This is a genomic window from Profundicola chukchiensis (assembly GCF_029664245.1).
Lineage (GTDB): Bacteria > Bacteroidota > Bacteroidia > Flavobacteriales > Weeksellaceae > Profundicola > Profundicola chukchiensis.
In genome coordinates this window covers 456216-480303 of record NZ_JANAIE010000001.1, presented here as the reverse complement: position 1 = coordinate 480303, position 24088 = coordinate 456216, and the positions used below count along the sequence as shown (strand labels likewise).

General features: G+C 35.1%; 23 protein-coding genes and 2 tRNA genes. 14 read left to right on the top strand and 11 right to left on the bottom strand.

Annotated features, from left to right (window positions below):
* Positions 1–2 precede the first annotated feature (2 nt).
* From NLM59_RS02035 to NLM59_RS02025, 3 genes are all read right to left on the bottom strand, one after another.
* Positions 3–839: a phytoene/squalene synthase family protein gene (locus NLM59_RS02035; RefSeq protein ID WP_304416070.1), complete on the bottom strand. Its 837-nt coding sequence runs from the start codon at positions 837–839 to the stop codon at positions 3–5.
* A gap of 3 nt (positions 840–842) precedes the next feature.
* Complete coding sequence (locus NLM59_RS02030) at positions 843–2333, bottom strand: phytoene desaturase family protein (protein WP_304416069.1); 1491 nt, start codon at positions 2331–2333, stop codon at positions 843–845.
* A 105-nt stretch (positions 2334–2438) separates the two neighbouring features.
* Positions 2439–3101, bottom strand: a complete 663-nt coding sequence (locus NLM59_RS02025; RefSeq protein WP_304416068.1) for a MarR family winged helix-turn-helix transcriptional regulator — start codon at positions 3099–3101, stop codon at positions 2439–2441.
* Between the two features lie 279 nt (positions 3102–3380).
* Between NLM59_RS02025 and NLM59_RS02020 the strand changes: the two genes are divergently transcribed.
* From NLM59_RS02020 to NLM59_RS02005, 4 genes are read left to right on the top strand one after another with little or no spacing between them, the layout of a single operon-like run.
* A complete protein-coding gene (locus tag NLM59_RS02020) occupies positions 3381–3956 on the top strand; it encodes a TetR/AcrR family transcriptional regulator (protein ID WP_369426752.1) in 576 nt (191 codons plus the stop codon).
* 21 nt (positions 3957–3977) lie between these two features.
* Positions 3978–4973, top strand: a complete 996-nt coding sequence (locus NLM59_RS02015; protein WP_304416066.1) for an NADP-dependent oxidoreductase — start codon at positions 3978–3980, stop codon at positions 4971–4973.
* Positions 4974–5000: 27 nt separating this feature from the next.
* Complete coding sequence (locus tag NLM59_RS02010) at positions 5001–5687, top strand: type 1 glutamine amidotransferase domain-containing protein (RefSeq protein WP_304416065.1); 687 nt, start codon at positions 5001–5003, stop codon at positions 5685–5687.
* Between the two features lie 9 nt (positions 5688–5696).
* Positions 5697–6329, top strand: coding sequence for an SDR family oxidoreductase (locus tag NLM59_RS02005; RefSeq protein WP_304416064.1), 633 nt, complete (start codon positions 5697–5699; stop codon positions 6327–6329).
* A 64-nt stretch (positions 6330–6393) separates the two neighbouring features.
* Here NLM59_RS02005 and NLM59_RS02000 read toward each other — a convergent pair.
* From NLM59_RS02000 to dinB, 4 genes are all read right to left on the bottom strand, one after another.
* Positions 6394–6468: transfer RNA gene (locus tag NLM59_RS02000), tRNA-Pro, on the bottom strand.
* 18 nt (positions 6469–6486) lie between these two features.
* Positions 6487–6570 (bottom strand) — tRNA-Ser (locus NLM59_RS01995).
* 386 nt (positions 6571–6956) lie between these two features.
* A complete protein-coding gene (locus NLM59_RS01990; RefSeq protein WP_304416063.1) occupies positions 6957–9917 on the bottom strand; it encodes a DNA polymerase III subunit alpha in 2961 nt (986 codons plus the stop codon).
* Between the two features lie 45 nt (positions 9918–9962).
* Positions 9963–11177, bottom strand: coding sequence for a DNA polymerase IV (dinB, locus tag NLM59_RS01985; protein WP_304416062.1), 1215 nt, complete (start codon positions 11175–11177; stop codon positions 9963–9965).
* Between the two features lie 170 nt (positions 11178–11347).
* Here dinB and NLM59_RS01980 point away from each other — a divergent pair, with 170 nt between their 5' ends.
* On the top strand, positions 11348–12091 hold the full coding sequence (locus tag NLM59_RS01980) for an XRE family transcriptional regulator (RefSeq protein ID WP_304416061.1): 744 nt from the start codon (positions 11348–11350) through the stop codon (positions 12089–12091).
* A 41-nt stretch (positions 12092–12132) separates the two neighbouring features.
* On the opposite strand, the gene NLM59_RS01975 is transcribed toward NLM59_RS01980, so the two are convergent.
* On the bottom strand, positions 12133–12681 hold the full coding sequence (locus NLM59_RS01975) for a thermonuclease family protein (protein WP_304416060.1): 549 nt from the start codon (positions 12679–12681) through the stop codon (positions 12133–12135).
* A gap of 49 nt (positions 12682–12730) precedes the next feature.
* On the opposite strand from NLM59_RS01975, the gene NLM59_RS01970 reads away from it, so the two are divergent.
* Together NLM59_RS01970 and NLM59_RS01965 are read left to right on the top strand one after the other, a co-directional pair.
* Positions 12731–13165: a PaaI family thioesterase gene (locus tag NLM59_RS01970; RefSeq protein ID WP_304416059.1), complete on the top strand. Its 435-nt coding sequence runs from the start codon at positions 12731–12733 to the stop codon at positions 13163–13165.
* Positions 13166–13177: 12 nt separating this feature from the next.
* Positions 13178–14146: an isochorismate synthase gene (locus NLM59_RS01965; protein ID WP_304416058.1), complete on the top strand. Its 969-nt coding sequence runs from the start codon at positions 13178–13180 to the stop codon at positions 14144–14146.
* 11 nt (positions 14147–14157) lie between these two features.
* Here the strand turns inward: NLM59_RS01965 and NLM59_RS01960 are convergent, their stop codons facing one another.
* Entirely contained in the window at positions 14158–15345 is a 1188-nt protein-coding gene (locus NLM59_RS01960) for an acetate/propionate family kinase (protein ID WP_304416057.1), read from the bottom strand.
* A 193-nt stretch (positions 15346–15538) separates the two neighbouring features.
* Between NLM59_RS01960 and NLM59_RS01955 the strand changes: the two genes are divergently transcribed.
* The 7 genes from NLM59_RS01955 (at position 15539) to NLM59_RS01925 (ending at position 21422) form a co-directional block, all read left to right on the top strand.
* Entirely contained in the window at positions 15539–15868 is a 330-nt protein-coding gene (locus NLM59_RS01955; protein WP_304416056.1) for a hypothetical protein, read from the top strand.
* A gap of 10 nt (positions 15869–15878) precedes the next feature.
* On the top strand, positions 15879–16784 hold the full coding sequence (gene menA / locus NLM59_RS01950) for a 1,4-dihydroxy-2-naphthoate octaprenyltransferase (RefSeq protein WP_304416055.1): 906 nt from the start codon (positions 15879–15881) through the stop codon (positions 16782–16784).
* Positions 16785–16925: 141 nt separating this feature from the next.
* The gene (gene udk / locus NLM59_RS01945) at positions 16926–17546 is read left to right on the top strand and encodes a uridine kinase (RefSeq protein ID WP_304416054.1); all 621 of its coding nucleotides are present in this window, start codon (positions 16926–16928) and stop codon (positions 17544–17546) included.
* Positions 17546–17869 carry an FtsB family cell division protein gene (locus NLM59_RS01940; RefSeq protein WP_304416053.1) on the top strand — a complete coding sequence of 108 codons (324 nt, stop codon included), beginning with the start codon at positions 17546–17548 and terminating at the stop codon, positions 17867–17869. The genes udk and NLM59_RS01940 overlap by 1 nt, the downstream gene beginning before the upstream one ends.
* Positions 17862–19142 carry a methylmalonyl-CoA mutase family protein gene (locus NLM59_RS01935; RefSeq protein ID WP_304416052.1) on the top strand — a complete coding sequence of 427 codons (1281 nt, stop codon included), beginning with the start codon at positions 17862–17864 and terminating at the stop codon, positions 19140–19142. Before NLM59_RS01940 ends, NLM59_RS01935 begins: the two co-directional genes overlap by 8 nt.
* Positions 19129–20247, top strand: a complete 1119-nt coding sequence (locus NLM59_RS01930; RefSeq protein WP_304416051.1) for an AI-2E family transporter — start codon at positions 19129–19131, stop codon at positions 20245–20247. The genes NLM59_RS01935 and NLM59_RS01930 overlap by 14 nt, the downstream gene beginning before the upstream one ends.
* A 2-nt stretch (positions 20248–20249) precedes the next feature.
* Entirely contained in the window at positions 20250–21422 is a 1173-nt protein-coding gene (locus NLM59_RS01925; RefSeq protein ID WP_304416050.1) for a hypothetical protein, read from the top strand.
* A gap of 147 nt (positions 21423–21569) precedes the next feature.
* Here NLM59_RS01925 and NLM59_RS01920 read toward each other — a convergent pair whose 3' ends face one another.
* Together NLM59_RS01920 and NLM59_RS01915 are read right to left on the bottom strand one after the other, a co-directional pair.
* A complete protein-coding gene (locus tag NLM59_RS01920) occupies positions 21570–22736 on the bottom strand; it encodes a M20 aminoacylase family protein (RefSeq protein WP_304416049.1) in 1167 nt (388 codons plus the stop codon).
* A gap of 123 nt (positions 22737–22859) precedes the next feature.
* On the bottom strand, positions 22860–24020 hold the full coding sequence (locus tag NLM59_RS01915) for a pyridoxal-phosphate-dependent aminotransferase family protein (protein ID WP_304416048.1): 1161 nt from the start codon (positions 24018–24020) through the stop codon (positions 22860–22862).
* Between the last annotated feature and the right edge of the window lie 68 nt (positions 24021–24088).

Here is a 24088-nt window from a genome sequence, read left to right as displayed (position 1 = left end):
AATTAAAGCATTGCTGCTTTGTATCGAACATAACTACGCATCATTACAGTAAATTTTTCTGCATTAGGCACTCGAATTCGTTTTTGTAAAATATTTTCAGCCGGAATACCTTTTATCTTTTTAAATAAGCGTAAATAATACTTATAAGCCAAATAAACCCCGAATTTGGCGGATTTCGGGAGTAATTTAATTCCAACCAAAGCTTCTTTGAATTCTTGATGAATTTCTTGTTCAATTTCTCGTTTTACTTGATCAGTAAAAACGCCCATTTCTATGTGTGGAAAATAAGTTCGTCCCAAAATTTGATAATCATCTTTTAAATCTCTTAAGAAATTTACCTTTTGAAATGCCGAACCTAATTTCATGGCATAGGGTTTTAATTCTTCATACTGCTGTTTGTTTCCGTCCGTAAAAACCTGCAAACACATCAATCCAACAACTTCCGCCGAACCGTGAATATATTCCTGGTATTGCTCAGAATTATAGTCAACGTCGTGTAAATCCATTTCCATACTATGCAAAAATTGATCTATCAAGTGTTTATCGATATCATATTTTCGAACCGTTTCTTGAAAAGATTGTAGAATTGGATTAAGCGCAATTCCTTCGTCAAGTGCGGTGTAGGTTTCGTTTTTAAATCGTGTTAAAAGCGTTTTTTTGTCAAAATCGTGAAAGCTATCCACAATTTCATCTGCCAATCGCACATATCCATAAATGGCATAAATCGCAGGACGGATTTTAGGACTTAATGCTAAAATCCCCAAAGAAAAACTAGTGCTGTATTTTCTTGTTGTGCTTTTGCTGATATCGAATGCTAATTCGTCGTATAATTTCTTCATGACTTAGGCATTTTTTAAGTTAATGAGTTCTTTTGCGACAATTTTACCTGAAATGATAGACGGTGGAACACCTGGCCCTGGCACGGTTAGTTGTCCTGTATAATAGAGATTTTTAATTTTCTTGTTCTTAATTTTTGGTTTTAAAACGGCGGTCTGCTTCAGTGTGTTGGCTAAACCATAAGCATTACCACCATACGCATTATAATCTTTGATGAAATCGGAAACACAAAAACTTCTTTTGTATACTATATTATCGGCTAAATCAGCTTGTCCCGTATGTTTTTCGAGGCGGAGAAGCATATCTTTTAAATATTTCTCTCTAGTTTGTTCTTCATCATTTAAACCAATCGCTAAAGGCATTAATAAAAATAAATTCTCAGAACCTTCTGGTGCAACTCCTGGGTCAGTTTTAGATGGGCAGCAAACATAAAACAGTGGATTATCTGGCCATTTTTTCTCACCATAAATCGCATCGATATGTTCATCTAAATCATTTTCAAAGAATAAAGTATGATGTTTAAGGTTCGGAATTTTCTTATTTAAACCTAAATAATAAATCAGACAAGACGGCGCAAAGGTTCTCTTTTTCCAATAATCTTCTGTGTAATTTCTTTCGTCTTGATTTAATAAAGTCTCGGTGTGATGATAATCCGAAGATGCTACAACCGCATCGAAATTGTGAATTTCACCATTGATCAATAGTGATTTAACTTTATCTTTTTCTGTATTAATTTTCTCAACATTTTGATTGAAATGAAAAGTAGCTCCTTGATTTTCGGCCACTTTTTGCATTCCCAAAATCAATTGATAAAATCCGCCCATAGGGTAGAAGGTACCTTTTTTATATCCACCGAAATTCATCAGACTATACAAAGCTGGAATGTTTTTGGGCGATGCTCCCAAGAAAATCACAGGAAATTCCATTAAAGTTCTCAGCTTGGGATGTTTGAAATATTTTCCAACATAAGATCTAAAGTTGCTGAGTAAATCAAGCTTTAATGCAGATTGAGCAATTTTAGGCGAAACGAATTCGAGCCAACTATGACAAGGTTTTTGAACAAAATCCTTCATGCCAACTTCGTATTTGAATTCGGCCGACTTCATAAATTCTTCTAACTTTTGGCCAACTCCTTTTTCTAAACTTTCAAATAAGGATTTCATTTCCTCAAAAGATTCTGGAACATCAATTTTCATATCAGAAAAAATCATTTCGAATTGAGGATTTAATGAAACTAATTCAAAAAAATCAGAGGTTTTATGTCCAAAATCTGAGAAAAAATCATCCATAATGTCAGGCATCCAGTACCAACTAGGTCCCATGTCGAATGTAAAACCATTATCTGTTTTAAATTGTCGAGCACGTCCACCAGGTTGATGATGTTTTTCGAAAACATGCACCTCGTTGCCCGCTTGCGCTAGGTAAGCAGCAGCAGATAATCCGGAAATTCCAGCTCCTATTATGGCTATTTTATTTTTATGATTGGGTTTAGGCATATATTTTTAAGTGTGAAAGTGTAGTTTGGTGGTTGTTGTTTAGAAGTTTTAAAATGAATTAAATTTTTGATTCTAAGTTATTTAGTCCTTCTAAGTTAATAAATTTTAGGATTGCTTGTTCAAATAAGTTTCATAAGCATGATCTAATAATTTAGACGAATCAAGTTGCTCATCATAAATAGGTTGGTGAAACTCATTCAATTTTTGCAATAGCTCAATCAATTTTATTTTTTCTAATTCGCTTAAATCACCCGTTACAATTTGAGTAGCCTTGCGAATCTTATCCATTTGGCTTTCAAGAGCTTTTAAACCTTCTTGAGTAATTTGAATAATTTTACTTCGTTTATCTGTTTTAGAATCTTTTTGCTCTACCCATTCATTGGCAATCAAACGATTAATGATTTTAATACCGACTGGTTTTTCTTGTTTATTGAGTTTAACCAGATCCATTTTCTTGATAGGACCATGAACTTTTAGACTAATTAAAAAGATAAAATCATCTTGCGTAGAAAACTTTGAATCATATATCGCCGATTTGGAATACGCTTTTGCATAATGATTCATGTGAACAATTAGAGTATTGATGATACTGTCTGGAGTTCTCCCAAATTCTTTTCCTTCCCAATTCAATTCGGGAGTAGATTCGTTGGTATTTTTAATCCATAGCTTAAAGCCATCAACGTCGTTGGTATAGACGGGATTTGCTTTGTTTTTGGATTGAAACTCTTTAACGAGATCCATAACATCTTTTACTAAGTCGAAGTTCATAGCTTTTAATAAGTATACAAATATACATTTAATATAACTAAATAGTGTAAATTTACACTAAAATAATGCTTATTTACTATAGAAGGTTTAATATTAATTAGTTACAATGGTTGTGATTTTGAATTTATAATTGCTTTATAGTGATAATTACTCACAAAAGCGTGTTAAAAAAATTAAACAATGAATGAACGTTCATTCATTGTCGTAGGTTTGCATAAAATTACAAGTTAATCAATAGTGTAAATGCTGATTCAACTTGTTTAATTATAAATAGTTGTGATGAAAAAGAAGAAAGTTTTAGACAAAAGAGCCGCTCTGTTGGAGGCTACATTAAACCTTGTAACGAATAACGGATTTCATGCAGCACCTATGTCTAAAATCGCAAAATTAGCCGGCGTAGCACCCGCTACCATTTATTTGTATTTTGAGAATAAACAAGATCTGATTAATTCCCTTTATCTAGAGGTGAAAGCTTCGTTTAGCGATAATGCATTTAAGAATTACGATGAAAAGCTGCCTGTAAAACAAGGTTTTGAAATCATATGGAATAATATCGCTGATTATAAATTAACTCAAATAGATGAATCTTCGTTTTTATCTCAATGTGATAATACGCCGATGATAGCCCCGGAAATTATAGGAAAAGGTTTAAAACATCTTCAACCTTTAATTGAATTATGGGAACGAGGTAAGGAAGAAGGAATCTTGAAGCCCGTTTCGAATTATGTGCTGTATGCTTATGCTATTTATCCTCTATCATTTCTATTGGCAGTTCAAGAAAAGGATATTTATGTCATGAATGAAGAAGACAGACAAAAAGCCTTTGAAAGCGCTTGGGATGCCATTAAAATTTAAAAATTAAGAAAAAATAATATTATGAATAAATCAATTAGTTTAAAAAGTAGACCGGTAGGTAAACCAACTTTGTCCAATTTTGAATTTAAAGAAGTTGAAAAGCCTCAAATTAAAGAAGGCGAAGTATTGCTTCAGTTAAAGTTCGTTTCTGTAGATCCATATTTACGCGGACGAATGAGTGATGCTAAATCTTATATTCCACCATTTGAATTAGATAAAACTATTAGCTCGGGAGCTATTGCTGAAGTGGTTGAATCTAAAAATGATAATTATAAAGTAGGAGATTTTGTTTCAGGTCATTTAGATTGGCAAGAATATCAAGTTTCTGAGGGTAAAAATCTATTGAAAGTAGATGGGTCTCAAGTTTCATTGTCAGCTTATTTAGGGGTTTTAGGAATGACAGGCTTAACGGCTTATTTCGGTTTATCAGAAATTGGAAAACCAAAAGCAGGCGAAACTATTGTTGTTTCTGGAGCGGCGGGAGCTGTGGGAAGTGTAGTTGGACAAATCGGGAAGATTTTAGGTTGTCGCGTCGTTGGAATCGCAGGAACGGATGAGAAAGTAGAAATGCTTAAATCTAAATTCGGGTTCGATGAGGCTATCAATTATAACACAACTAAAGATATGCAAAAAGCTATTGCAGAAGCTAGTCCAGACGGAGTTGATGTTTACTTTGATAATGTAGGAGGGGAGATTTCAGATGCTGTTCATGCCAATATCAATCGTTTTGGTAGAGTAGTGGTGTGTGGTGCAATATCTATGTACAATGCTACAGAAGTGCCGATGGGACCAAGAGTTCAAGGTTTCTTAGTAAAGCAAAGTGCTTTGATGCAAGGATTTATTGTAGGAAATTATCAAGAAAAATTCCCAGAAGGAATGAAGCAATTAGTGACTTGGTTGCAAGAAGGAAAACTGACTTACGAAGAAACTAGAGTTCAAGGTTTTGATAATATTCCAAATGCATTCTTACAATTATTTGAAGGTAGGAATAAAGGAAAAATGATCGTTGAGATTTAAAAAATAACAAACATTAAAATTACACAAATGAAAATATTAATCGTATTAACATCGCACGATAAATTAGGCGATACAGGACATAAAACAGGTTTTTGGATTGAAGAATTCGCAACACCTTATTATCATTTATTAGATCAGGGTGTAGAAATCACGTTGGCATCACCAGCAGGTGGACAGCCTCCAATTGATCCTACGAGTGATAAGCCAGAAAATCAAACAGAATCTACCAAGAGATTTAAGGAAGATAAAGAATTACAAAAAAAATTGAGTAAAACACTTCCGTTATCAGAGATTTCAGCAAAAGATTTCGATGCCGTCTTCTATCCAGGAGGTCACGGTCCATTATGGGATTTAGCAGAGAGCAAAGTTTCAACCCAATTAATTGAAGATTTCTATCAATCAGGAAAACCTGTATCCTTTGTATGTCATGCTCCAGGAGCTTTAAAACATGCAAAAGACGCCAATGGAGAATATTTGGTTAAAGGCAAGAAAGTAACAGGTTTTACTAATTCAGAGGAGGCTTTGGCTGGTTTAACCGATGTGGTTCCTTTCTTGGTAGAAGATATGTTGAAAGAAAATGGTGGAGAATATAGTAAGGCTGGCGATTTTCAGGAGTATGCTTTAGAGGATGGTTTATTGATTACAGGGCAAAATCCGGCTTCATCGGAAAAAGTAGCTGAGTTATTATTAAAACAATTAGAAAAGAAAGCTTAAGTGCCAATTATGGAACGTAAACAAAAAGTATTAGTTGCGGGCGCCAATGGTACAACAGGGAAAATTATCGTTGAATTGTTAAAAGATTCAGCGATATATGAACCCATTGCCATGCTTCGCAAGGAAGAGCAGAAAAAGGCCTTCGAGGAACAAAATGTTAAAGTCGTTTTAGCGGATTTAGAAGAGGATTTAACGCACGCCACAGAAGGAATAGATAAAGTCATCTTTGCGGCGGGATCTAAGGGGAGAAACGTTGTGGGAGTTGATCAGGAAGGAGCTAAGCGTTTGGTAGATGCATCCAAGCAGGCCAAGGTTAGTAAATTTGTGATGTTGAGTTCTATGGGCGCAGACAATCCATCTATTGGAGGAGAGTTAGAAGATTATCTTAAGGCAAAGCAAAATGCAGATGAATATCTAAAGTCTAGTAACTTGGATTATGTCATAGTTCGTCCAGGTAATTTAACCAATGATGAAGCTAAAGGTAAAATTGCATTAGGAACGAATTTAAGTTTAGAAGGAAGAATATCTAGAGCCGATGTAGCTAAGACATTAGTTGAAGCTTTAGATGATAAAGTAAGAACCAATCAAGTGTTTGAAATTCTTGAAGGAGATGATAAAATAGAAGAAATAATCAGAGCATAATTATTTCGGAAATTATTAAAAACAAAAAACCCACCAGTTAGATAACTAGTGGGTTTTTGTATAGTCGGGGCGGCAGGATTCGAACCTGCGACCTCCGCGTCCCAAACGCGGCGCGATAACCGGGCTACGCTACGCCCCGAGTAATAATTTTTTCTTGCGGAGAGACAGGGACTCGAACCCTGGCGACGGTTACCCGTCGACAGATTAGCAATCTGCTCCGTTACCACTCCGGCACCTCTCCCTCACTGCGATGATTATGTTTGAAAGAACGTCTGTTTCTGTCTTAATCAGCGATGCAAATGTAGCTATTATTTTGAAGTTTCAAAATTATTTTGAGAAAAAGTTTACATTTTTTTTACGTTTATTTCGCTTCTCATTTATTATGAATTAGTTACGATTTAAAAATTTTTGAAACTTTTTTGAGTCTAAAGTGGGGAAATCTCGGTTTTTTAGATTTTTTGGATTTTTAGCCAGTCGAAATTGGATTGAAACAGTTGTTTTTTTACTTCCATTTTGAGTCAGATTTTCTATAATTTCAAATTTCAAACTAGAATTGAGGTCTAAAATTAGAGTTTGAGTTAGGGAGAAATTCAAATTTCAAGTATTTAATTTCACCAAAATGGAGGATTAAACAAATCTTTGATCCTTCATAAAGGCCAATTTTCGCATTTTATAAATTTGAAGCGTATAAAAACCAAATTCCTCGGTAACTTTTCCGGTGAGTTCATAAATTCCCTTTCCTTGGAATGGATATTTTTTGGCAACCATAGGAAAATGCACTGTGTCTATCCAGTGTCCTGCGCGATCTAAAAAGGTTCCAAAGTGCATGACTTCTTTTTTATGCGTTTTCGTGTATTTGGCGGTGACTAAATAACCATAAATACTGACGGTTTTATTTAAATTAAAAGGTAAGTCTTTCGCCAAAAGTCCATCTGGCACTTTTTCAGCAGTCAATGAAAAAGGATCGTTAAGCGCAAAACCTAACAATTCTATTTGGTCAAAAACGTCTTCTAACGGATTAGAAGTTAGATTCGGCATGTCGAAATTCCTTTCAGGTGGAGGAAAAAGCTCTTTGGTAGTTTGAGTTTTCTTGTTTTTAGGTTGTAAGGAATAGATTTGCCACAGTAAATTTCTCTTGGGAATTTGAGTAAATCTAAATGCATTAATCCGAATTAAAATATCCATTTGTTCTATGCCCAAAGGAACTCGATTCACGAAATCTTGAAAAGAAGTGAATTCTCCGTTTTCATTTCTTTCAGTTTCAATCAGCTCCATAGACTTTTCGTCTATGTTATTTAATAAATTAAAACCTAAATAAATATCTTTTCCATAAATAACAGTTTGGGAAAAGCTTTTGTTAATGCATGGCGCGTGAAGAATTCCACCGTTCATTCGAGCTTCATGAAAATATAATTCGCGTGTATAGTAGCCGCCACCATTGTTAATTACGGCAACCATATATTCTAACGGATAATAGCATTTTAAGAATAAACTTTGATAACTTTCAACTGCATAGGACGCCGAATGACCTTTAGCAAAAGCATAACCAGCAAAGCTTTCAATCTGTCGCCAAACATCTTTAACGAGTTGCTCTGGATATCCTTTTTTTAAGCAATTATTAAAGAATTTTTGTTGTACTAAATGCATTTCATTTCTCGACCTAAACTTCCCGCTCATACCACGTCTTAAAACGTCAGCTTCGCCTAAACTTAAATCCGCAAATTGATGCGCCACCTTAATTACATCTTCTTGATATACCATTACGCCGTAAGTCTCCGGCATAATTTCGTAAAGAGTCGGATGTGCATCTTTTCTCTTTTCAGGATATTTATGCCGCATAATATACTCTCGCATCATGCCGCTTTGGGCAACGCCAGGTCTGATGATAGAACTAGCTGCGACTAAAAGCAAATAATTGTCAACTTCTAGTTTTCTAATCAGCATGCGCATGGCAGGTGATTCCACATAAAAACAACCGATGCAATTCCCTTTTTTAATCATATGATTCACCTTTTCGTCGGTGAACATAGGCTTGGTATCATGAATGTCTGGTAAAGTTTTTTCAGGCTGATTATACTTAATAATCTCGGTGGCTTCTTTAATTTTCCCTAATCCACGCTGTCCGAGAATATCATATTTATACAAACCAGCATCCTCGGCTATAATCATATCGAAATGTGTGGTAGGAAAGCCTTTGGGTGGTAAATCTGTGGCCGAAAAATAGTGGATAGGCTTTTCTGAAATTAAAATTCCACTGGCGTGTACACTTCTTAAATTCGGGAAATCATGAATCAATCTCCCATATTGGTGAACTAATTTTGCATAACTTTCTAGTTGAGTAGGATCATATTTCCCATCGCTTAAAATATCAATTTCGTGTTTAGGAAGTCCGAAAACTTTGCCCAATTCACGCATCGCCGCACTATGTCGATAAGTGGAGTAGGTAGCAATCAGCGAAACTTCTCCATTTTTACCGTAGCGATCAAAAATATAATTGGTAACGTCTTCACGGTCTCGCCAAGAAAAATCTATATCAAAATCCGGAGGACTAGTTCGGTAGACATTCATAAAACGCTCGAAGTAGAGATTTAGCTCAATAGGATCCACATCCGTAATGCGCAGTAAATAAGCGACGATTGAATTCGCACCACTTCCTCGACCTACATAAAAATAGTTTTTTCGTTGAGCATAACTGATGATGTCCCAATTCACCAAAAAGAAAGAAACGAAATCCATTTCTTCTATGGTTTTAAGCTCTTTTTCAAGTCTTTGTTGAATTTCAGGGGTTACGACAGGATAGCGTTTAGGTAAATTTTCTAAACATAAATGCCTCAACAATTGAATATCCTTGGCTTTACTTTCTGTAAATTTTTTCTTGTTTTGATGTTCTGCATTAAAACTAAAACTGGTTTCACAGGAATCAATTAGATTTTGTGTGTTTTGAATTAAAAATGGAAAATCCTTTACACGTTCTAATAGTTGCTGCTTTGGGAGCATGATTTCATTAGGAGAAGCTTGTTCTAGAGGATCAAGTTTACTCAGCAAAGTATTGTTATCCACTGCACGCAACAATCGATGGATATTAAAATCTGTTTTATTTCTAAAAGTATTAGAAAGGCATAAAACCCACAATTCTGGCCGACGAATCAAATGGTTAAATGCAATTTTTTTTAAATCTTTTAAATCTACACCAATACGTTCATTGGGACGGAAAGTGCTTTTTTCTTGTTTTAAAACCGTTTCAAAACTATAAATAAAGCTAACATCCGGAATAACTGGAGCCGTTTCTGGAAAAGGGATTTTATGATGTAAATGATGGGATAAGAAATTATTTAACTCTAAATAAGCCGAATTGTTGTGCGCAATTCCAACATACATTGATTCAGCTCCGTTCCTAAAATCGATGCCAGCAATGGGTTTTATGTTATACTTCTTTGCAAGTCTAAAGAAATTTAAAGTAACCGAAGTATTGTTAATATCTGTAATCGCTAAACTCTCATAACCATTTTGTGCTGCCATTTGCAGAAGATCTTCCTCAGAAAATGTTCCGTAGCGTAGGCTGTAATATGTGTGGTTGTTTAAGTACAAAGTGTGGTTTTGAGACTTAATATTTTGATTGGTTGATTATCTTTTTTAAGCATTTCTATGCGCTAAAACCGTCGGAGGTTCCCCATTAAATGGATTGAAATCATTTCCGATGCTGTGTACATCCATGCAATTGGCGCGTATCACACTACGACTGCCATAACGACTTCGGATTTTGTCCATAGCTTCGTAGAGTTGGGTTGTTTTCTTAGTGTCTTCAAAAATTGAGATTTGATAGCTTCCACTGGTTAAATCACTAAATCTAACGCCAACCAATCTAACGAGTAATCGCTTGTCATATAATTTATGGAATAACTCCAAAGCCGTAGGAATCAAAATATGATCTGCGGAAGTGTAGGGGATTTTGACCTGTTTAGAATAGGTGTTAAAGTCAGAGTATCTAATCTTAATGCTAATGCAAGCTGTCATTTTATTACCACTGCGAAGTAAATAAGCCAAATTCTCTGTCATAGCTGTTATATAGCGAGTTAGCAAGTCCATGTCGGTGGTGTTTTTACCGAAGGTTCGCTCATTAGAAATCGATTTTCTTTCGTGGTATTCAATCACGGGAGAGTGGTCGATGCCATTAGCTTTTTGCCAAAGAATACTTCCATTTTTACCCAAAACGTTTTCTACCATTTCTCTCGGCATTTGTTGTAAAACCTTAACCTCTTTAATGCCTAAATGACAAAGAGTTTGATAAGTTTTGTCTCCAACTCCTGGAATTTTACGCACAGATAGCGGTGAAAGAAATGTTTTTTCCATGCCATAGTCTATTTTGAGTTGGTTGTTGGGTTTGGCTTCTCCGGTGGCAATTTTAGAGACAGTTTTATTCTCCGAAAGGCCAAATGAGATTGGGAGACCTGTTTCTTTTATGATTTTATGGCGTAGTTCTCCGGCGTATTTATAACAACCAAAAAACTTGTCCATGCCACTCATGTCCACATAAAATTCGTCTACGCTTGCTTTCTCTAGAACAGGAACATTTTCTTGCAAAATATCGGTCACCATTTTAGAGAATTTGCTATAAGTTCCAGCATTTCCACGGATCACAATAGCCTCTGGGCACATCATGCGCGCCATCTTCATAGACATCCCCGAATGAACGCCAAAAGTACGTGCTTCATAGCTTGCTGCGGATACTACACCACGGCTTCCTGTTCCGCCTACCAAGATAGGTTTGCCGTTTAACTTGCTGTCTAATAATCGTTCACAAGACACGAAAAAAGTGTCTAAATCTAAATGCAAAATACTCCTCTTCATATCCTTTCCATATTTGATTCAAAGATATGGAAATATTCCTTATTTATGGAAATACTCCAATATCATGGAATTATTCCAATGAAAGTGTATATTTGTATAAAATGCTGAAGATTAGACTTTAATTATAGGTTTTTAAGTTTAAAATTTATTCAGATATTAAAAAATAAAACATGCAGATACCCATAGAGAATCAGCGTTTAAGAGAGGTTCGAGAGGACTTAGGTTACACCCAAATTGAATTTGCTAAAATGATTGGGGCGGGAAGTTCTACCGTGGATATAGAACGCGGAAAAGTGAAGCTAAGTGGAATTGTTGTAAAAGAATTGTACCAACAATTTCAAATTAATCCTTCTTGGTTATTTGGTGAGAGTGATCAAAAAATAATCAGAATGAGTTCGGCTTCAACTATGCCAAAAGTGATTAGTATTGATGGCGATGGTGACGAGAATATCGTTATGGTAAGCCAAAAAGCAGCAGCTGGTTATGGTCAGAATGTAGAAGATGCGCAATGGATTGGTGAACTACCTATGTTTCAAATTCCATTACCTGAATATAGAAATAGCAGCTACCGAGGTTTTGAGGTGAAAGGAGATAGTATGATGCCTTTGATTCAAGATAAAAGTTGGGTGATTTGTAGTGCAGTGGAGAAATTAGAAGAAATTAAAGACAATGATATATATGTAGTGGTAGAGGAGGATAGTATCCGATTGAAAATGATTGAAAAAGATATCGAAAATAACCTATTGAATCTCATTTCTTTAAACCCTGAGTATGCTCCTGTGCAAGTGCCCTATGAGAATGTTGTAGAAGTTTGGAAATTTCATTCCCAGTTGAACTTTGGAAAGATGAATAATATGGTGACTTTAAATCAAATTTACTCTGAAATTCAGGATATTAAGAAAAAAATAGGCTAGTTGGAATGAATTAAGATAAAGCTTAAATAATAAATATTTCATTAGTCTTCTAGTGCCCATAAACCTCTATTATTGTCAAATGCAGCATCTTCGGCTTCTATAAACTCGTCGGCGTATTTGAGGTTGGGAGCATAATTAAACACAACTGCATAGCCCATCTCGATGATTTTCTTATTCACAAAAGTTCCATCTTCTAAATAAGCATAAGCCAACGTTCGTCCGTATTTATCGTATTTAACGATATCGTAAGTAAGTCTAACTTTTTTATTTTTCAATAAAGAATCTGCAAATTTATGTGCTTCTTCGCCAAATTCTTGCTTGGTTTTATTGCCATAATCTACTGATTCCGGCGCATCAATTCCGATTAATCTTATTTTCTTTCCATTTTCGCTTCCGTCGTCTATCCAAAAAGTATCTCCATCAGAAACCCATTTCACAGGATAAAAAGTATAATCCTCTTTGGTTTGTTTTGCTACCTCATTTTGATTCCACGGAAAATTAAATTGTTCGATGGGTTCACAAGAAATTAAAAAGATAGAAAGACAAAATAGGAGGGTAGTGTGATAAAATGATTTTGAAAAGTAAGGCATAAAATAGCTTAGTTTTGATTACTTTTGAGTTTAAAGAAACATAAAAAAGATGGATAAAGATAAGGTTTTAGCGCAGATGAATGCAACGAACAAAAATACCATGATGGAATTACTTGGTATTGAATATATTGATTTTACGGGCGATACATTAACGGCGTCTATGGAAGTGAATTCAAAGGTTCATCAACCTTATGGTCTTTTGCATGGTGGAGCAACTGCTGTGTTGGCCGAAACCGTTGGAAGTGTTTTGTCGGCGGTGCAATGTGTTGATAAAGAAGAAGGTTCTGTGGGGACTAATTTGAATATTTATCATTTAAAATCTGTGCGAGAAGGAAAGGTTTTTGCCAAAGGATCATTCATTAGAAAAGGTAGAGGCATGCATGTGATTGATATTAGAGTTCATGATGAAAATGATAATTTAATTTCAAATGCAATTCTTACTACCAAAATTATTGACATTAAAAGAAAGTCAGCTAAATCTTAAGCTAAATTATCTATGAAAATCACCCAAGATTTTGTCCTTTTTAGAGCGCCCAACGAAAGTCATTTTAAGCTATGGAATTTAGGCGAAAAAGAAGAGGAAACTTACTTTGTATTTCATTCGTTCGATAACAAAATTACACATCGTCTATATAAAAAAGATGAAGCTAGTTTGAGTTATGATGAATTATCAAAGGTGGAGTTTGATTTAAATTTAAAGCCCATCGATCAATCGGTAAAAGAGCAGTCACATGATGAATATATCGAGCGCTGTAATTACTTTATTGAAGCTTTAAAAAATGATGAACTCGATAAGGTGATTTTTAGTCGAATTAAATATGCGGATTTTAATGAAGATTTTGGTGAGAAATTAGTTCACTTGGCTCATAAATATCCAAAAGCCATGGTTTATTTGGCTAATTTTAATGGTGAAACTTGGATGGGAGCAAGTCCAGAAAAACTTGTTCAAATCGATAATAATGAATTGACTACTGTTGCTTTAGCAAGTACAAAAGCTGTTTCTGATAACAGAGATTGGACAGAAAAAGAATACAAAGAGCATCAATTGGTCGTGGATTATGTCTATAGTTATTTAAAAGATTTTAATCCAAACAAAGGAGAAACGAAAACTATTAGTTTAGGTGAGATTCAGCATTTAAAAACAAAGTTTTCGGCGCAGTTAAAACAAGAGCATGATCCAGAGAGAATATGTAACTTGTTGCATCCGACGCCGGCGGTTTGTGGTATGCCTAAAGAAAAAGCCCATCAATTTATATTAGAAAATGAGGGCTATGATAGAAGTTTTTATACAGGTTATTTTGGTGTTATATCTAAAGATTACACCGAAGTTTATGTCAATTTAAGATGTGCACAAGTCTTTGCTAATAAGTTGGCAGCCTATGTTGGCGGCGGACTTTTAGCTGAAAGTGATGCTGAAAAAGAATGGCAAGAAACCGAATGGAAATCTAAGGCGCTACTTTCTTAGTTTTTAATTTATTATTTCTGCTGAAACGCGAAACACTCCTTGGCAATTTGCAACTCTTCGTTGGTTGGAATTACCAATACTTTTGTTCTGCTGTATTCTGTAGAGATTTCGCGGATTTCTTTAGAACGGATACTGTTTTTGTTAGCATCTAATTCAATTCCGAAATAGCTCATGTCTTCACATACTTTAGCGCGAATTAACTCGCTATTTTCGCCGATTCCCGCTGTGAAAACAATAGCATCTAAACCATTTAATACGGCTGTATAAGTACCAATATATTTTTTAATTCTGTAAGTATTCATTTCCAGGGCTAATTGAGCAGTTTCATCTCCATTATTAGCTCTTTCTTCGATGCCGCGCAAGTCACTGTCGCCAGTCAGACCAAGCATTCCACTCTTTTTGGTTAGTAAATCAGAAACCTCTTGAGCGCCCATGTTGAATTTCTCCATTAAATAGAAAATAACACCTTGATCGATGTCGCCACTTCTGGTTCCCATGATTAAACCTTGATTAGGTCCAAATCCTAATGAGTGATCAATACTTTTTCCATCTTTAACTGCTGTCATCGAGCAACCATTACCTAAATGTATTACTATCAATTTAGCTTTTGGATTGTGTAAATATTCAATCGCTTTTTGAGAAACATAATGATGAGAAATTCCATGGAATCCATACAAACGAATGTCATGTTCATCTCGGAATTTCAATGGAATAGCAAATGTGTGTGCCTTCTCTGGAATCGTTTGGTGAAACGAGGTGTCGAACACAGCAATTTGTCTCGCATTAGGGAAGATATCTTGAGCTACTACAATTCCCACATGGTTTGGTGGATTGTGCAGCGGAGCCAAGTTGAATAAGCTTTTGATTCTATCTATTGCATCCTGATTAATCTCAACGGTGTTCAAAAATTCCTTACCGCCATGTACCACACGATGTCCAATCATTTCAATTTCATCAACATTTGAAATCACTCCGGAAGCAGAACTCATCAATAAATTTACAACTTCGCGTAATCCCACTGCGTGATCAGGGATTTCCATTTCGATGTTTACGGATTTCTTCTGGGTATTGTAATGGATTTCACCATTTTTAAGACCAATTTTCTCAACTAAACCAGAAGCAATAACTTCCTGTTCGGGCATTTTAAACAATTGAAACTTAATAGACGAACTTCCTGAATTGATAACCAATACCTTCATGTGACTACTTTAAAAAAATGATAGACAAAGATACATGTTAAAATTTGTTTAACTTAAATCTAGCTTTAAAATTAAATGCAGATGGTTTAAGAAATCATAATGAAAAGCTCTTGATTCTGACAATTTATTGTTTATCAGAAGTTAAGGCAAAAAAAAATATTGAATTAAAAATATTTTTTACTAAATTAGCTCTATGCTACTTTATTTTAAAGACTATACTAATAACATTTGTGTGCCTACGAACGCTCCTCTAGAGGCTAGTGTATGGCAGGCTTTAGATATATTTAATAATATTTCTGAAGACGATGGTAGCTATATCGGTTTGGTAGATGAACATCAAGAAACCCTACAGTTCATGAAATACAACAAGTATGTATGGTTGATAGAAATCCCAAAACCGCACTTAGGTGGCTCGTACCAAGGTTATTTTACTAAAAATAAATGCAAGAAAATTATATCAGAGATATTTGATGGTTTGCCACTTTCTCAAGTTTCAGGCTTATCATTTGAAAAATATTTATGATTTTTGCTGAATGAAAAATTGGATCAGTGCCGCAAGGCTAAGAACGCTTCCGCTATCTATCAGCGGAATTTTTTTAGGAAGCTTATTGGCTGCATATCAAGGTCAATTTGATGGGTTACTTTTTGCTTTGGCTTGTGTAACCACGCTTTTGTTGCAAGTTTTATCTAATTACGCCAACGATTATGGCGATGGAATTAAAGGAACCGACAAAGACCGAACTGGTGAGAAAAGAGCTGTTGCTTCGGGAGATATTAGTGCGGAATCCATGAAAAAGGCCGTTAAGATTATGGCTGTTTTGTCTGGAATTTCAGCTTTAGCTTTGATTGCATTGGCCTACTTACCTGATCATATTGAATTATTTGCGACTTATTTCGTTTTAGGTATTGCATCGGTTTGGGCGGCAATTTCATACACCGTTGGAGACAAAGCTTATGGATATAGAGCTTTAGGTGATGTTTTTGTATTTATTTTCTTTGGTTTGGTTTCTGTGATTGGAACCTATATGCTGTTTACAAAAACCTTTGATGCAATTTTACTTTTGCCGGCAGCGGCGATCGGTTTGTTGAGCACTGCGGTTTTAAACTTAAATAATATGCGCGATATTCCGCAGGATAAGCGTGCCAACAAAAACACGGTTGCTGTGATGTTAGGTTTATTTTATGCTAAATATTATCATGCATTTTTAATGTTTACCCCTTTTGTTTTAGCTTTAATTTATATTCTGCAACAGCCTGTGATTGAGTGGTTTCAGTTTGCTTATTTAATATTGTTAATTCCTGCTATTTTATTGATGATTAAAGTAGGAAATACCCAAGAGTATAAAATGCTAGATGCTGAATTAAAGAAAATGGCACTTTTAGCCTTGGCTTTTGCTTTGATTTTTGGCTTTGGAATACTGATGACTACAGCTGTATAATTTATATTTAAATCCTTTAAAATGTTATTAAGTAATTGGAAATTAGTTATCTAATTTTCTTTTTGTAACTTGTTAAAGTTTTAAGAATAAATCATTCCCAATTACTAAATGCTTTTATTAACTTTGTGAAAATCTTTATTTATGCTGATAATTGGAATAGCGGGAGGAACTGGATCGGGTAAAACCACTGTGGTTCACAACATTTTAAATCAATTATCATCTGATGATGTTATCGTGATTTCTCAAGATAATTATTATCATGATAGCAGTCATTTATCTTTTGAGGAGAGAATTCAAATCAACTTCGATCACCCAAGGTCTATAGATTTTGAACTTTTGGTAGAGGATTTAAAAAAGTTGAAAAGAGGTGAAACGATTGAGCAACCTGTTTACTCTTTTTTAACTCACACTCGTACTGATGAAACATTGGTGACGCCACCCAAAAATGTAGTGATTGTAGAGGGTATCTTGGTATTAACTGATGCTCAACTTAGAGAGATGTTTGACCTGAAAATCTATGTGCATGCAGATTCAGACGAAAGGTTGATCAGACGTATCAAGAGAGATATCCAGGATAGAGGCAGGGATTTAGAAGAAGTAATTTCTCGTTATAAAAAGACATTGAAACCAATGCACGAGCAGTTTATTGAGCCTACTAAGAAGTATGCAGATTTAATCATTCCGAATGAGAAAAAGAAGAATGATGTGGCGATTGATGTAATGACAACCGTAATTAAAAATCGATTAATTTCTCAAAAATAATGTCAGAAGAAACCACTAAAATGAAATGGTATAATTACCTCCTCAATAAATATTTTATTGTAGGACTAGCTTTCGTTGTGTGGATGGTTTTTTTTGATCAAAACTCTTATTTATTACACAAGGATTTAGATGATGACATTGTAAATTTGAGAGAAGAGAGAGCTTATTTTAAAGCTGAAATAGAAAAAGAACAAAATCATCTTGACCGAATGGAGAAAGATCCAAGAGAGTACGAGCGATTAGCAAGAGAAAAGTATCTCATGAAAAAAGAGAATGAAGATATTTTTGTAATTGAAAAAAAAGATAGTCTAGAGTATGAGTGATTTATTTAAAAATTTTGAAGCTACAGACGAGCAACAATGGAAAAATCAGGTGCAAGCCGAATTAAAAGGCGCTGATTTTACAAAAACTTTGTGCTGGGACACAGCAGAAGGATTCCAAGTGAAGCCTTTGTATACATCTAAAGACAAGGCTCAAGACAATTTTGTGTCTAAGGAAAACACTTGGAAAATCATTTCTACTTTTATTCCAGATGTAGACATTTCTTATGGTAGTGTAGATGGCGTATTTTTAAATTCTGATCAAACAGAAGCTTTTCAAGCGAGTGCCAACGAAATGCTTTTTGTGGATTACACGAATGTTCAACCTGCCACCGAAGCTATTAATAATAACACTTATATCAATTGGGATTTTTTAGGTGATTTGGCGCAATTTGGTAATTATCCAGACAAATCATTGGAATCAGCTGTTGAGAGCTTGAAAAAAGTTGCTCAATCTAATTATAAAAACAAAATTTCGATTGATATTTCTAGATATCAAAATGCTGGAGCTAATCACGCAGAGCAATTAGCATTAATGCTGTTGGTGGGGCAGGAGTATGTTCAATTGACAGGAGATAAGGCGATTTTATCTGATGTATTGGTGAAGACTGCTGTTGGAAGTAATTTCTTTTTCGAGATTGCTAAACTTCGTGCTTTGAGAATTCTTTGGGCAAATTTAGCTGAAGCTAACGAAACAACTTCAAACTTGAAAGTCTTAGCGGAGTCATCTGTTAGAAATAAATCTGTATTAGATAGATACAACAATATCATTAGAACTACATATGAAGCAGCTGCTGGAATTATGGCAGGAGCTGATTTTGTAATGGTTCATCCATATGATGAGTTATTTGTTGAACAAAAGGACTTAGCGGTAGAGTTGGGCTTTAAACAACAATTTATTTTAAGAGAGGAGTCTTTCTTGAATCATTATGTTGATCCATTAAAAGGAGCTTTTTATTTAGAATCGCTTACGCATCAATTGGCTGAAAAAGCTTGGGAAATCTTCAAAAGATTAGAATCAGAAGGAGGTTTTATTACTGGGTTGAAAAATGCCAAAATTCAGAAAATGATTAGTTCTTCGGCAAAGAAAGAGCAGGATAAATTCGAGAACCAAGAAATTAGTCTTATTGGGGTGAATAAATTCCCTAAAAAAGACGATGACTTTATGAAGTATAGCATAAAGCCTAAATATCAAGGTGTTGGTAAAACATTATTTCAAACCATAACTTTAAAACGACTAGCAGAAGGAGCTGAAAAAGAGTATGATAAAACTTAACGAAAATTCTAGAAGCATTGCAGAAGGTATTATCATAGCCATTATTGCGCTGTGTATCCTTGCTTTGTTTTTATGGTTAATTTTTACCATTCGTGTAGTTTTTGTTTATATAATTTTAGCGGCTGTAATCGCCTTGATGGGAAGACCATTTATGTTTCTGCTCCATCGGAAGTTAGGTCTTGGTTCAACTTTTAGTGCGGCCATTACAATTCTAATTTTCATTGTTTTATTATCCGTCTCGCTCTACTATTTTGTGCCTCTATTGTTACAACAAGCCGAGACTATTACCAGCATGGATACCACCGAAATTCAGGCGGTGATTATGGATCAGTTGAATGCCTTAAATGCTGGTTTGAAGCGTTATAAAATCAATGTACTTGATGATTTTCTTAAAACTGGATTAGATAAAACTTTTGATTTAAGTATTATAACTAATTGGTTTTCAAATATTGTCAACGTTCTTACGAACTTTGGGATCGGAAGTTTTTCGGTTTTATTTATATCATTTTTCTTTTTAAAAGAGAGAAACTTATTCAACAGTATGTTGCTGTCGCCAATTCCGGACAAGGCAACTCCACGTGTTGCTGGAGTAATTTCTGATATTAAAAACTTGTTATCACGTTACTTTATCGGTTTGACGTTGCAAGTGATTATAATGTTCTCCATTTATTACACAATTCTACTTGCGATTGGTGGAATTGAGGCAGATAAAGCATTAATAATAGCGCTTCTTTGTGCCTTGTGTAATATTGTACCCTATCTTGGGCCGTTTGTTGGTTTTTTTGTATTTATCTTATTAAGTATGAGTAATTTATACTTACAAGGTTTTATGTTTAACCAACATATTTTACCAAGAATTTATTGGATTGCAGGGGGGTATATCGTGGCGCAATTGGTAGATAACTTTGTGAATCAGCCGTTGATTTACTCTAGAAGTGTGAAGTCACATCCGTTAGAAATATTTTTAATTTTAATAATAGGTGGACTTTTAGCAGGCGTTGGAGGAATCATATTGGCAGTACCTAGCTATACTATTTTAAGAGTAATTTTAAAGGAATTTTTCTCTGAGTTTAAGTTTGTACAGAGCATAACCAAAAACATTTAATCTTGGATATAGAAAGATTAAAAGAAGAGAAGGTACAAGATTGGCTTGAGGCGCACAAACACGAAAATGTGCATGATTTGGCCTTTAAGAAACCTCCCTTTGAAGAAATTTTGATGAAGGATTTGCTTCAACAAATTCAGGGGCGAAATATAGTTAAGAAAAAAATACCGCTTTTAGAGCAAAAGGGAATCTTATTTCCACCTAAATTAAACCTCGAACAAACATCATCCGAAGCAACTGCAGTCCATAAGGCAAGCATTGTAGAAGGGAAGTCGGTGATTGATATTACCGGAGGACTGGGGATTGATTGTATTGCTTTTGCATCAAGCTTTGAGCAGGTATATCATCTAGAGCAAAACAAAGAATTACAAGCTATAGCCGCTTCAAACTTTAAGCAATTAGGTTTAGAAAACATTACTTCTATAGCTACAGATGGAATTGACTACCTTAAGAACACGAATGAAGTTTGGGATGTGCTGTATGTTGATCCATCGCGCAGGGACGATTCAAAGAATCGCGTGTTTTTATTAGAAGATATGACACCGAATTTATTAGAGCACTTAGAGCTTATTTCTTCTAAAGCTAAACTTGTTTTAATAAAATTATCTCCATTAATTGATTTATCCTATCTGCTTCAAACCTTAGATGGAATTTCTGAAATTCAGGTGGTTGCACTTAAGAATGAAGTTAAGGAAATCATGGTTAAAATAGAAGAAGCAAATTCTTCGACTACTAAGATAACAGCTGTAAATTTAGAGAGCGACCAGGCTCATTTTGAATTTAAATCAGATGAAATTGATAATGCTTCTTGTCCACTTGGCGAGATTGGAAAATACTTATACGAACCCAGTGCAGCCATTCAAAAGTCGGGTGGGAATGAAGTTCTAGGTATCAAGTTTAATTTAAAGAAATTACATCCCAACACTCAACTTTTTACTTCGGATGAACTACATGAAAACTACCCTGGGAGGGTTTTTGAAATCTTAGAAAAAGTGAAATCTCCTAAGAAGGAACTTAAAAACTTATCAATAATGGCGATTCACCGAAACTTTCCTGACAATTTAGTGTCATTACGAAAAAAATATAAATTTACCACAGATGGTTTAAAACCAGTGCTTTTCGCAAGGAATTTAGATCAGATTATCATTCATAGAATGAAATTTGTGAAATTTTAACAAATTATTACTTTCACATTAGAATAAAATATGTTTATATTTGCTTCAATCTTTTTCATAAAGAGTAGTTGAGTTTTCATGGTGTTCGAAAGAATACCGCAAAAGCCTCCGGGAGCGGAGGCTTTTTTTATGTTTAAAACTCAAAAATTATTTCTTGAGTAATTGCTCTGTTAAAGCTACCCAATAGGCCGCACCAATCGGTAGTAGATCTTGATTAAATTGATATTTTGGATGATGCAACATATAACCGTCGCCATTGCCCAACATCACATAATTTCCTGGTTTTTTCTCCAACATAAATGCAAAGTCTTCACTTCCCATAAAAGCAAAACCTTGATCGGTTACCTTTTCTTCTCCAAAAGTGTTTTTAGCTATTTCTAGAGCTTTTCTAGTTTGATTAGGAGAATTTACCAACACAGAGCCGATGATGCCTTCTTTAATGCTGTAAGTGCATCCAAAGGCTTCTGCCTGTGCCTTGGTCATGGTTTTAATTCTTTCCAAAACCATTTTTCTATTTTCGCTGTCCATATTTCGGATGCTCAGCTTTAAGTGTGCTTTTTGAGGAATAATGTTTCCCGCGGTCCCGGCATTAAAAGCACCCACATTTACAACACATTCTTTCCATGGAGAGACGTTTCTGCTGACAATGCTTTGTAAGGCCATTACAAGAGATGACGCACAAACCATAGGATCGATGCCCAACTCTGGAATCGCGCCATGACTTCCTTTTCCTTCAATCTCAATTTCCCAATTATCGACAGCCGCCATGGTTTCGCCTTCTCTAAAGATAAATTTACCAAACTCACCTGTCGGCATATTGTGTAGGGCATAAACTTCATCCATAGGAAATCGCTCAAAAAGACCATCTTCAATCATTGCCGGAGCACCTTGCATGGTTTCCTCTCCGGGTTGAAAGATAAAATGGACTGTACCGTCAAAATTTTTGGTTTCAGCTAAATACTTGGCAGCGCCTAAAGCCATCGCCGTATGCCCATCGTGACCGCATAAGTGCCCAACTCCATCTTTTGTGCTTTTGTATGCTAAATTGTTATCCTCTTGAATTGGTAAAGCATCAAAATCAGCTCTAATTCCGATAGATTTGGAGCTATTTCCATTTTTTAAAGTTGCAACAATACCGTATTTCCCAACACCTTCTACGACTTCAAACTCACCAAAAGATTTCAATTTTTCGGCAATAAATTTCGACGTATTTTCTTCCTGCATTGATAACTCAGGAGATTGGTGCATACTTTCTTGCCACTGTTTTAATTCAGGTAGTCGAGTTTTTAAAGTTTCGATGAGCTTGGTGTTCATAGGAATAGGACTTAAATGTTAGCTAATTTACGATTTTAGTGGATAGGATAAACTGACCCGTTGTGAATTTTCATTTTTCAAGGTTGGTGGATGTGTAATGATGTGATATTGAATTAATTATATTTAAAACAGCTCTAATATTTTCTTAGTTCCAACTCCAAGATCTTGTTGATGGTTATGTTTTTCTAAAGCTTTTTCAATAGCGCCTACAGTGGCGAGTAAATCATTTTGATTAACCGAACCCATATGTCCGATTCTAAAATATTTACCCTTCAAGTTGGGTAAAAGACCACCAGCTAAAGTCACACCTTGTTCATTTATGCTTTTTAAGAAAGTTGTACCATCTATATTATCGGGATAGAATGGAGCGGATAAAGTATTGGCAGATAGTTTTTCATTTTTAGAAACTAATTCCAAGCCTAAGGCTCTAAGCGCGACACGCATGGCTTTTCCGGCTTTTCTGTGGCGCTCAAAACGTTGTTCTAAGCCTTCTGCTATAATCATTTCTAAACTTTTTTCTAAAGCTATGATTAGATTCACAGGTGGTGTGGCGAAATAAGAAGCTTCTTTATTTTCGTATGCTTTCATTATAGGAAGCCAGTTAGTCCAATCTGCATAATAGTTTTGAACTTTAGTTTTTCGTTGTTTAAAGCTTTGAATTGCTTTTGGCGAAGCAACTAAAAGAGCCAAACCCGGAGGAACACCGATAGCTTTTTGGGAGGCAGAAACAACAATATCAAGTCCCCATTCTTCTTGTTTGATTTCTTCTCCTGCAACCGAGCAAACGGCATCCATTAGAGTTAAAACATTATGTTTTTGAGCTAATTTACCAATGGCTTTAGCGTCGTTCAATACAGCTGTAGAAGTATCTACGTGTGTAAAACATAATAGTTTATATGATTTAGTCTTGAGTTGTTGTTCTATATCTTCTATTGCAACCACATCACCAACTTCAGCTTCCAAAATATCTACATCTACAGTGTATCTCTTTAAAATATCTGCATAACGTAAACCAAAATATCCAGTGGAAATCACAAGAACCTTATCTCCTTGCTCTATAAGGTTAGCAGCGGCCATTTCCATAGCAAAAGTTCCTGAACCCGCCACAATAAATGCCTGACCAGAAGGTGCTTGCCATACTTCCTTCATAAAATTTAAACTATGATGAAAAGTCGAAATAAATTTAGGGTCAACATGGCTAGGTGTAGCAGAACTCATGGATTGCAGAACTTCGTGCTCAAACTCAATAGGACCAGGGATCATTAAAAGATTTCTTGATTTCATGAAGGTGATGTTTAAAATTAAATGAATAAACTCCTTAAAGTTTAAAGAGTTAGTTGATTCTAATATAA

Excerpts from the sequence above, each read along its gene's own strand:
- NLM59_RS02030 (WP_304416069.1), bottom strand. The coding sequence starts at position 2,333 with ATGCCTAAACCCAATCATAAAAATAAAATAGCCATAATAGGAGCTGGA.
- NLM59_RS02010 (WP_304416065.1), top strand. The coding sequence starts at position 5,001 with ATGAAAATATTAATCGTATTAACATCGCACGATAAATTAGGCGATACA.
- NLM59_RS02015 (WP_304416066.1), top strand. The coding sequence starts at position 3,978 with ATGAATAAATCAATTAGTTTAAAAAGTAGACCGGTAGGTAAACCAACT.
- dinB (WP_304416062.1), bottom strand. The coding sequence starts at position 11,177 with ATGAAGAGGAGTATTTTGCATTTAGATTTAGACACTTTTTTCGTGTCT.
- NLM59_RS01915 (WP_304416048.1), bottom strand. The coding sequence starts at position 24,020 with ATGAAATCAAGAAATCTTTTAATGATCCCTGGTCCTATTGAGTTTGAG.
- udk (WP_304416054.1), top strand. The coding sequence starts at position 16,926 with ATGCTGATAATTGGAATAGCGGGAGGAACTGGATCGGGTAAAACCACT.
- NLM59_RS01960 (WP_304416057.1), bottom strand. The coding sequence starts at position 15,345 with ATGAAGGTATTGGTTATCAATTCAGGAAGTTCGTCTATTAAGTTTCAA.
- NLM59_RS02020 (WP_369426752.1), top strand. The coding sequence starts at position 3,381 with ATGAAAAAGAAGAAAGTTTTAGACAAAAGAGCCGCTCTGTTGGAGGCT.
- NLM59_RS01980 (WP_304416061.1), top strand. The coding sequence starts at position 11,348 with ATGCAGATACCCATAGAGAATCAGCGTTTAAGAGAGGTTCGAGAGGAC.
- NLM59_RS01920 (WP_304416049.1), bottom strand. The coding sequence starts at position 22,736 with ATGAACACCAAGCTCATCGAAACTTTAAAAACTCGACTACCTGAATTA.
- NLM59_RS01940 (WP_304416053.1), top strand. The coding sequence starts at position 17,546 with ATGTCAGAAGAAACCACTAAAATGAAATGGTATAATTACCTCCTCAAT.
- NLM59_RS02035 (WP_304416070.1), bottom strand. The coding sequence starts at position 839 with ATGAAGAAATTATACGACGAATTAGCATTCGATATCAGCAAAAGCACA.
- menA (WP_304416055.1), top strand. The coding sequence starts at position 15,879 with ATGAAAAATTGGATCAGTGCCGCAAGGCTAAGAACGCTTCCGCTATCT.
- NLM59_RS01930 (WP_304416051.1), top strand. The coding sequence starts at position 19,129 with ATGATAAAACTTAACGAAAATTCTAGAAGCATTGCAGAAGGTATTATC.
- NLM59_RS01965 (WP_304416058.1), top strand. The coding sequence starts at position 13,178 with ATGAAAATCACCCAAGATTTTGTCCTTTTTAGAGCGCCCAACGAAAGT.
- NLM59_RS01955 (WP_304416056.1), top strand. The coding sequence starts at position 15,539 with ATGCTACTTTATTTTAAAGACTATACTAATAACATTTGTGTGCCTACG.
- NLM59_RS02005 (WP_304416064.1), top strand. The coding sequence starts at position 5,697 with ATGGAACGTAAACAAAAAGTATTAGTTGCGGGCGCCAATGGTACAACA.
- NLM59_RS01970 (WP_304416059.1), top strand. The coding sequence starts at position 12,731 with ATGGATAAAGATAAGGTTTTAGCGCAGATGAATGCAACGAACAAAAAT.
- NLM59_RS01975 (WP_304416060.1), bottom strand. The coding sequence starts at position 12,681 with ATGCCTTACTTTTCAAAATCATTTTATCACACTACCCTCCTATTTTGT.
- NLM59_RS01935 (WP_304416052.1), top strand. The coding sequence starts at position 17,862 with ATGAGTGATTTATTTAAAAATTTTGAAGCTACAGACGAGCAACAATGG.
- NLM59_RS02025 (WP_304416068.1), bottom strand. The coding sequence starts at position 3,101 with ATGAACTTCGACTTAGTAAAAGATGTTATGGATCTCGTTAAAGAGTTT.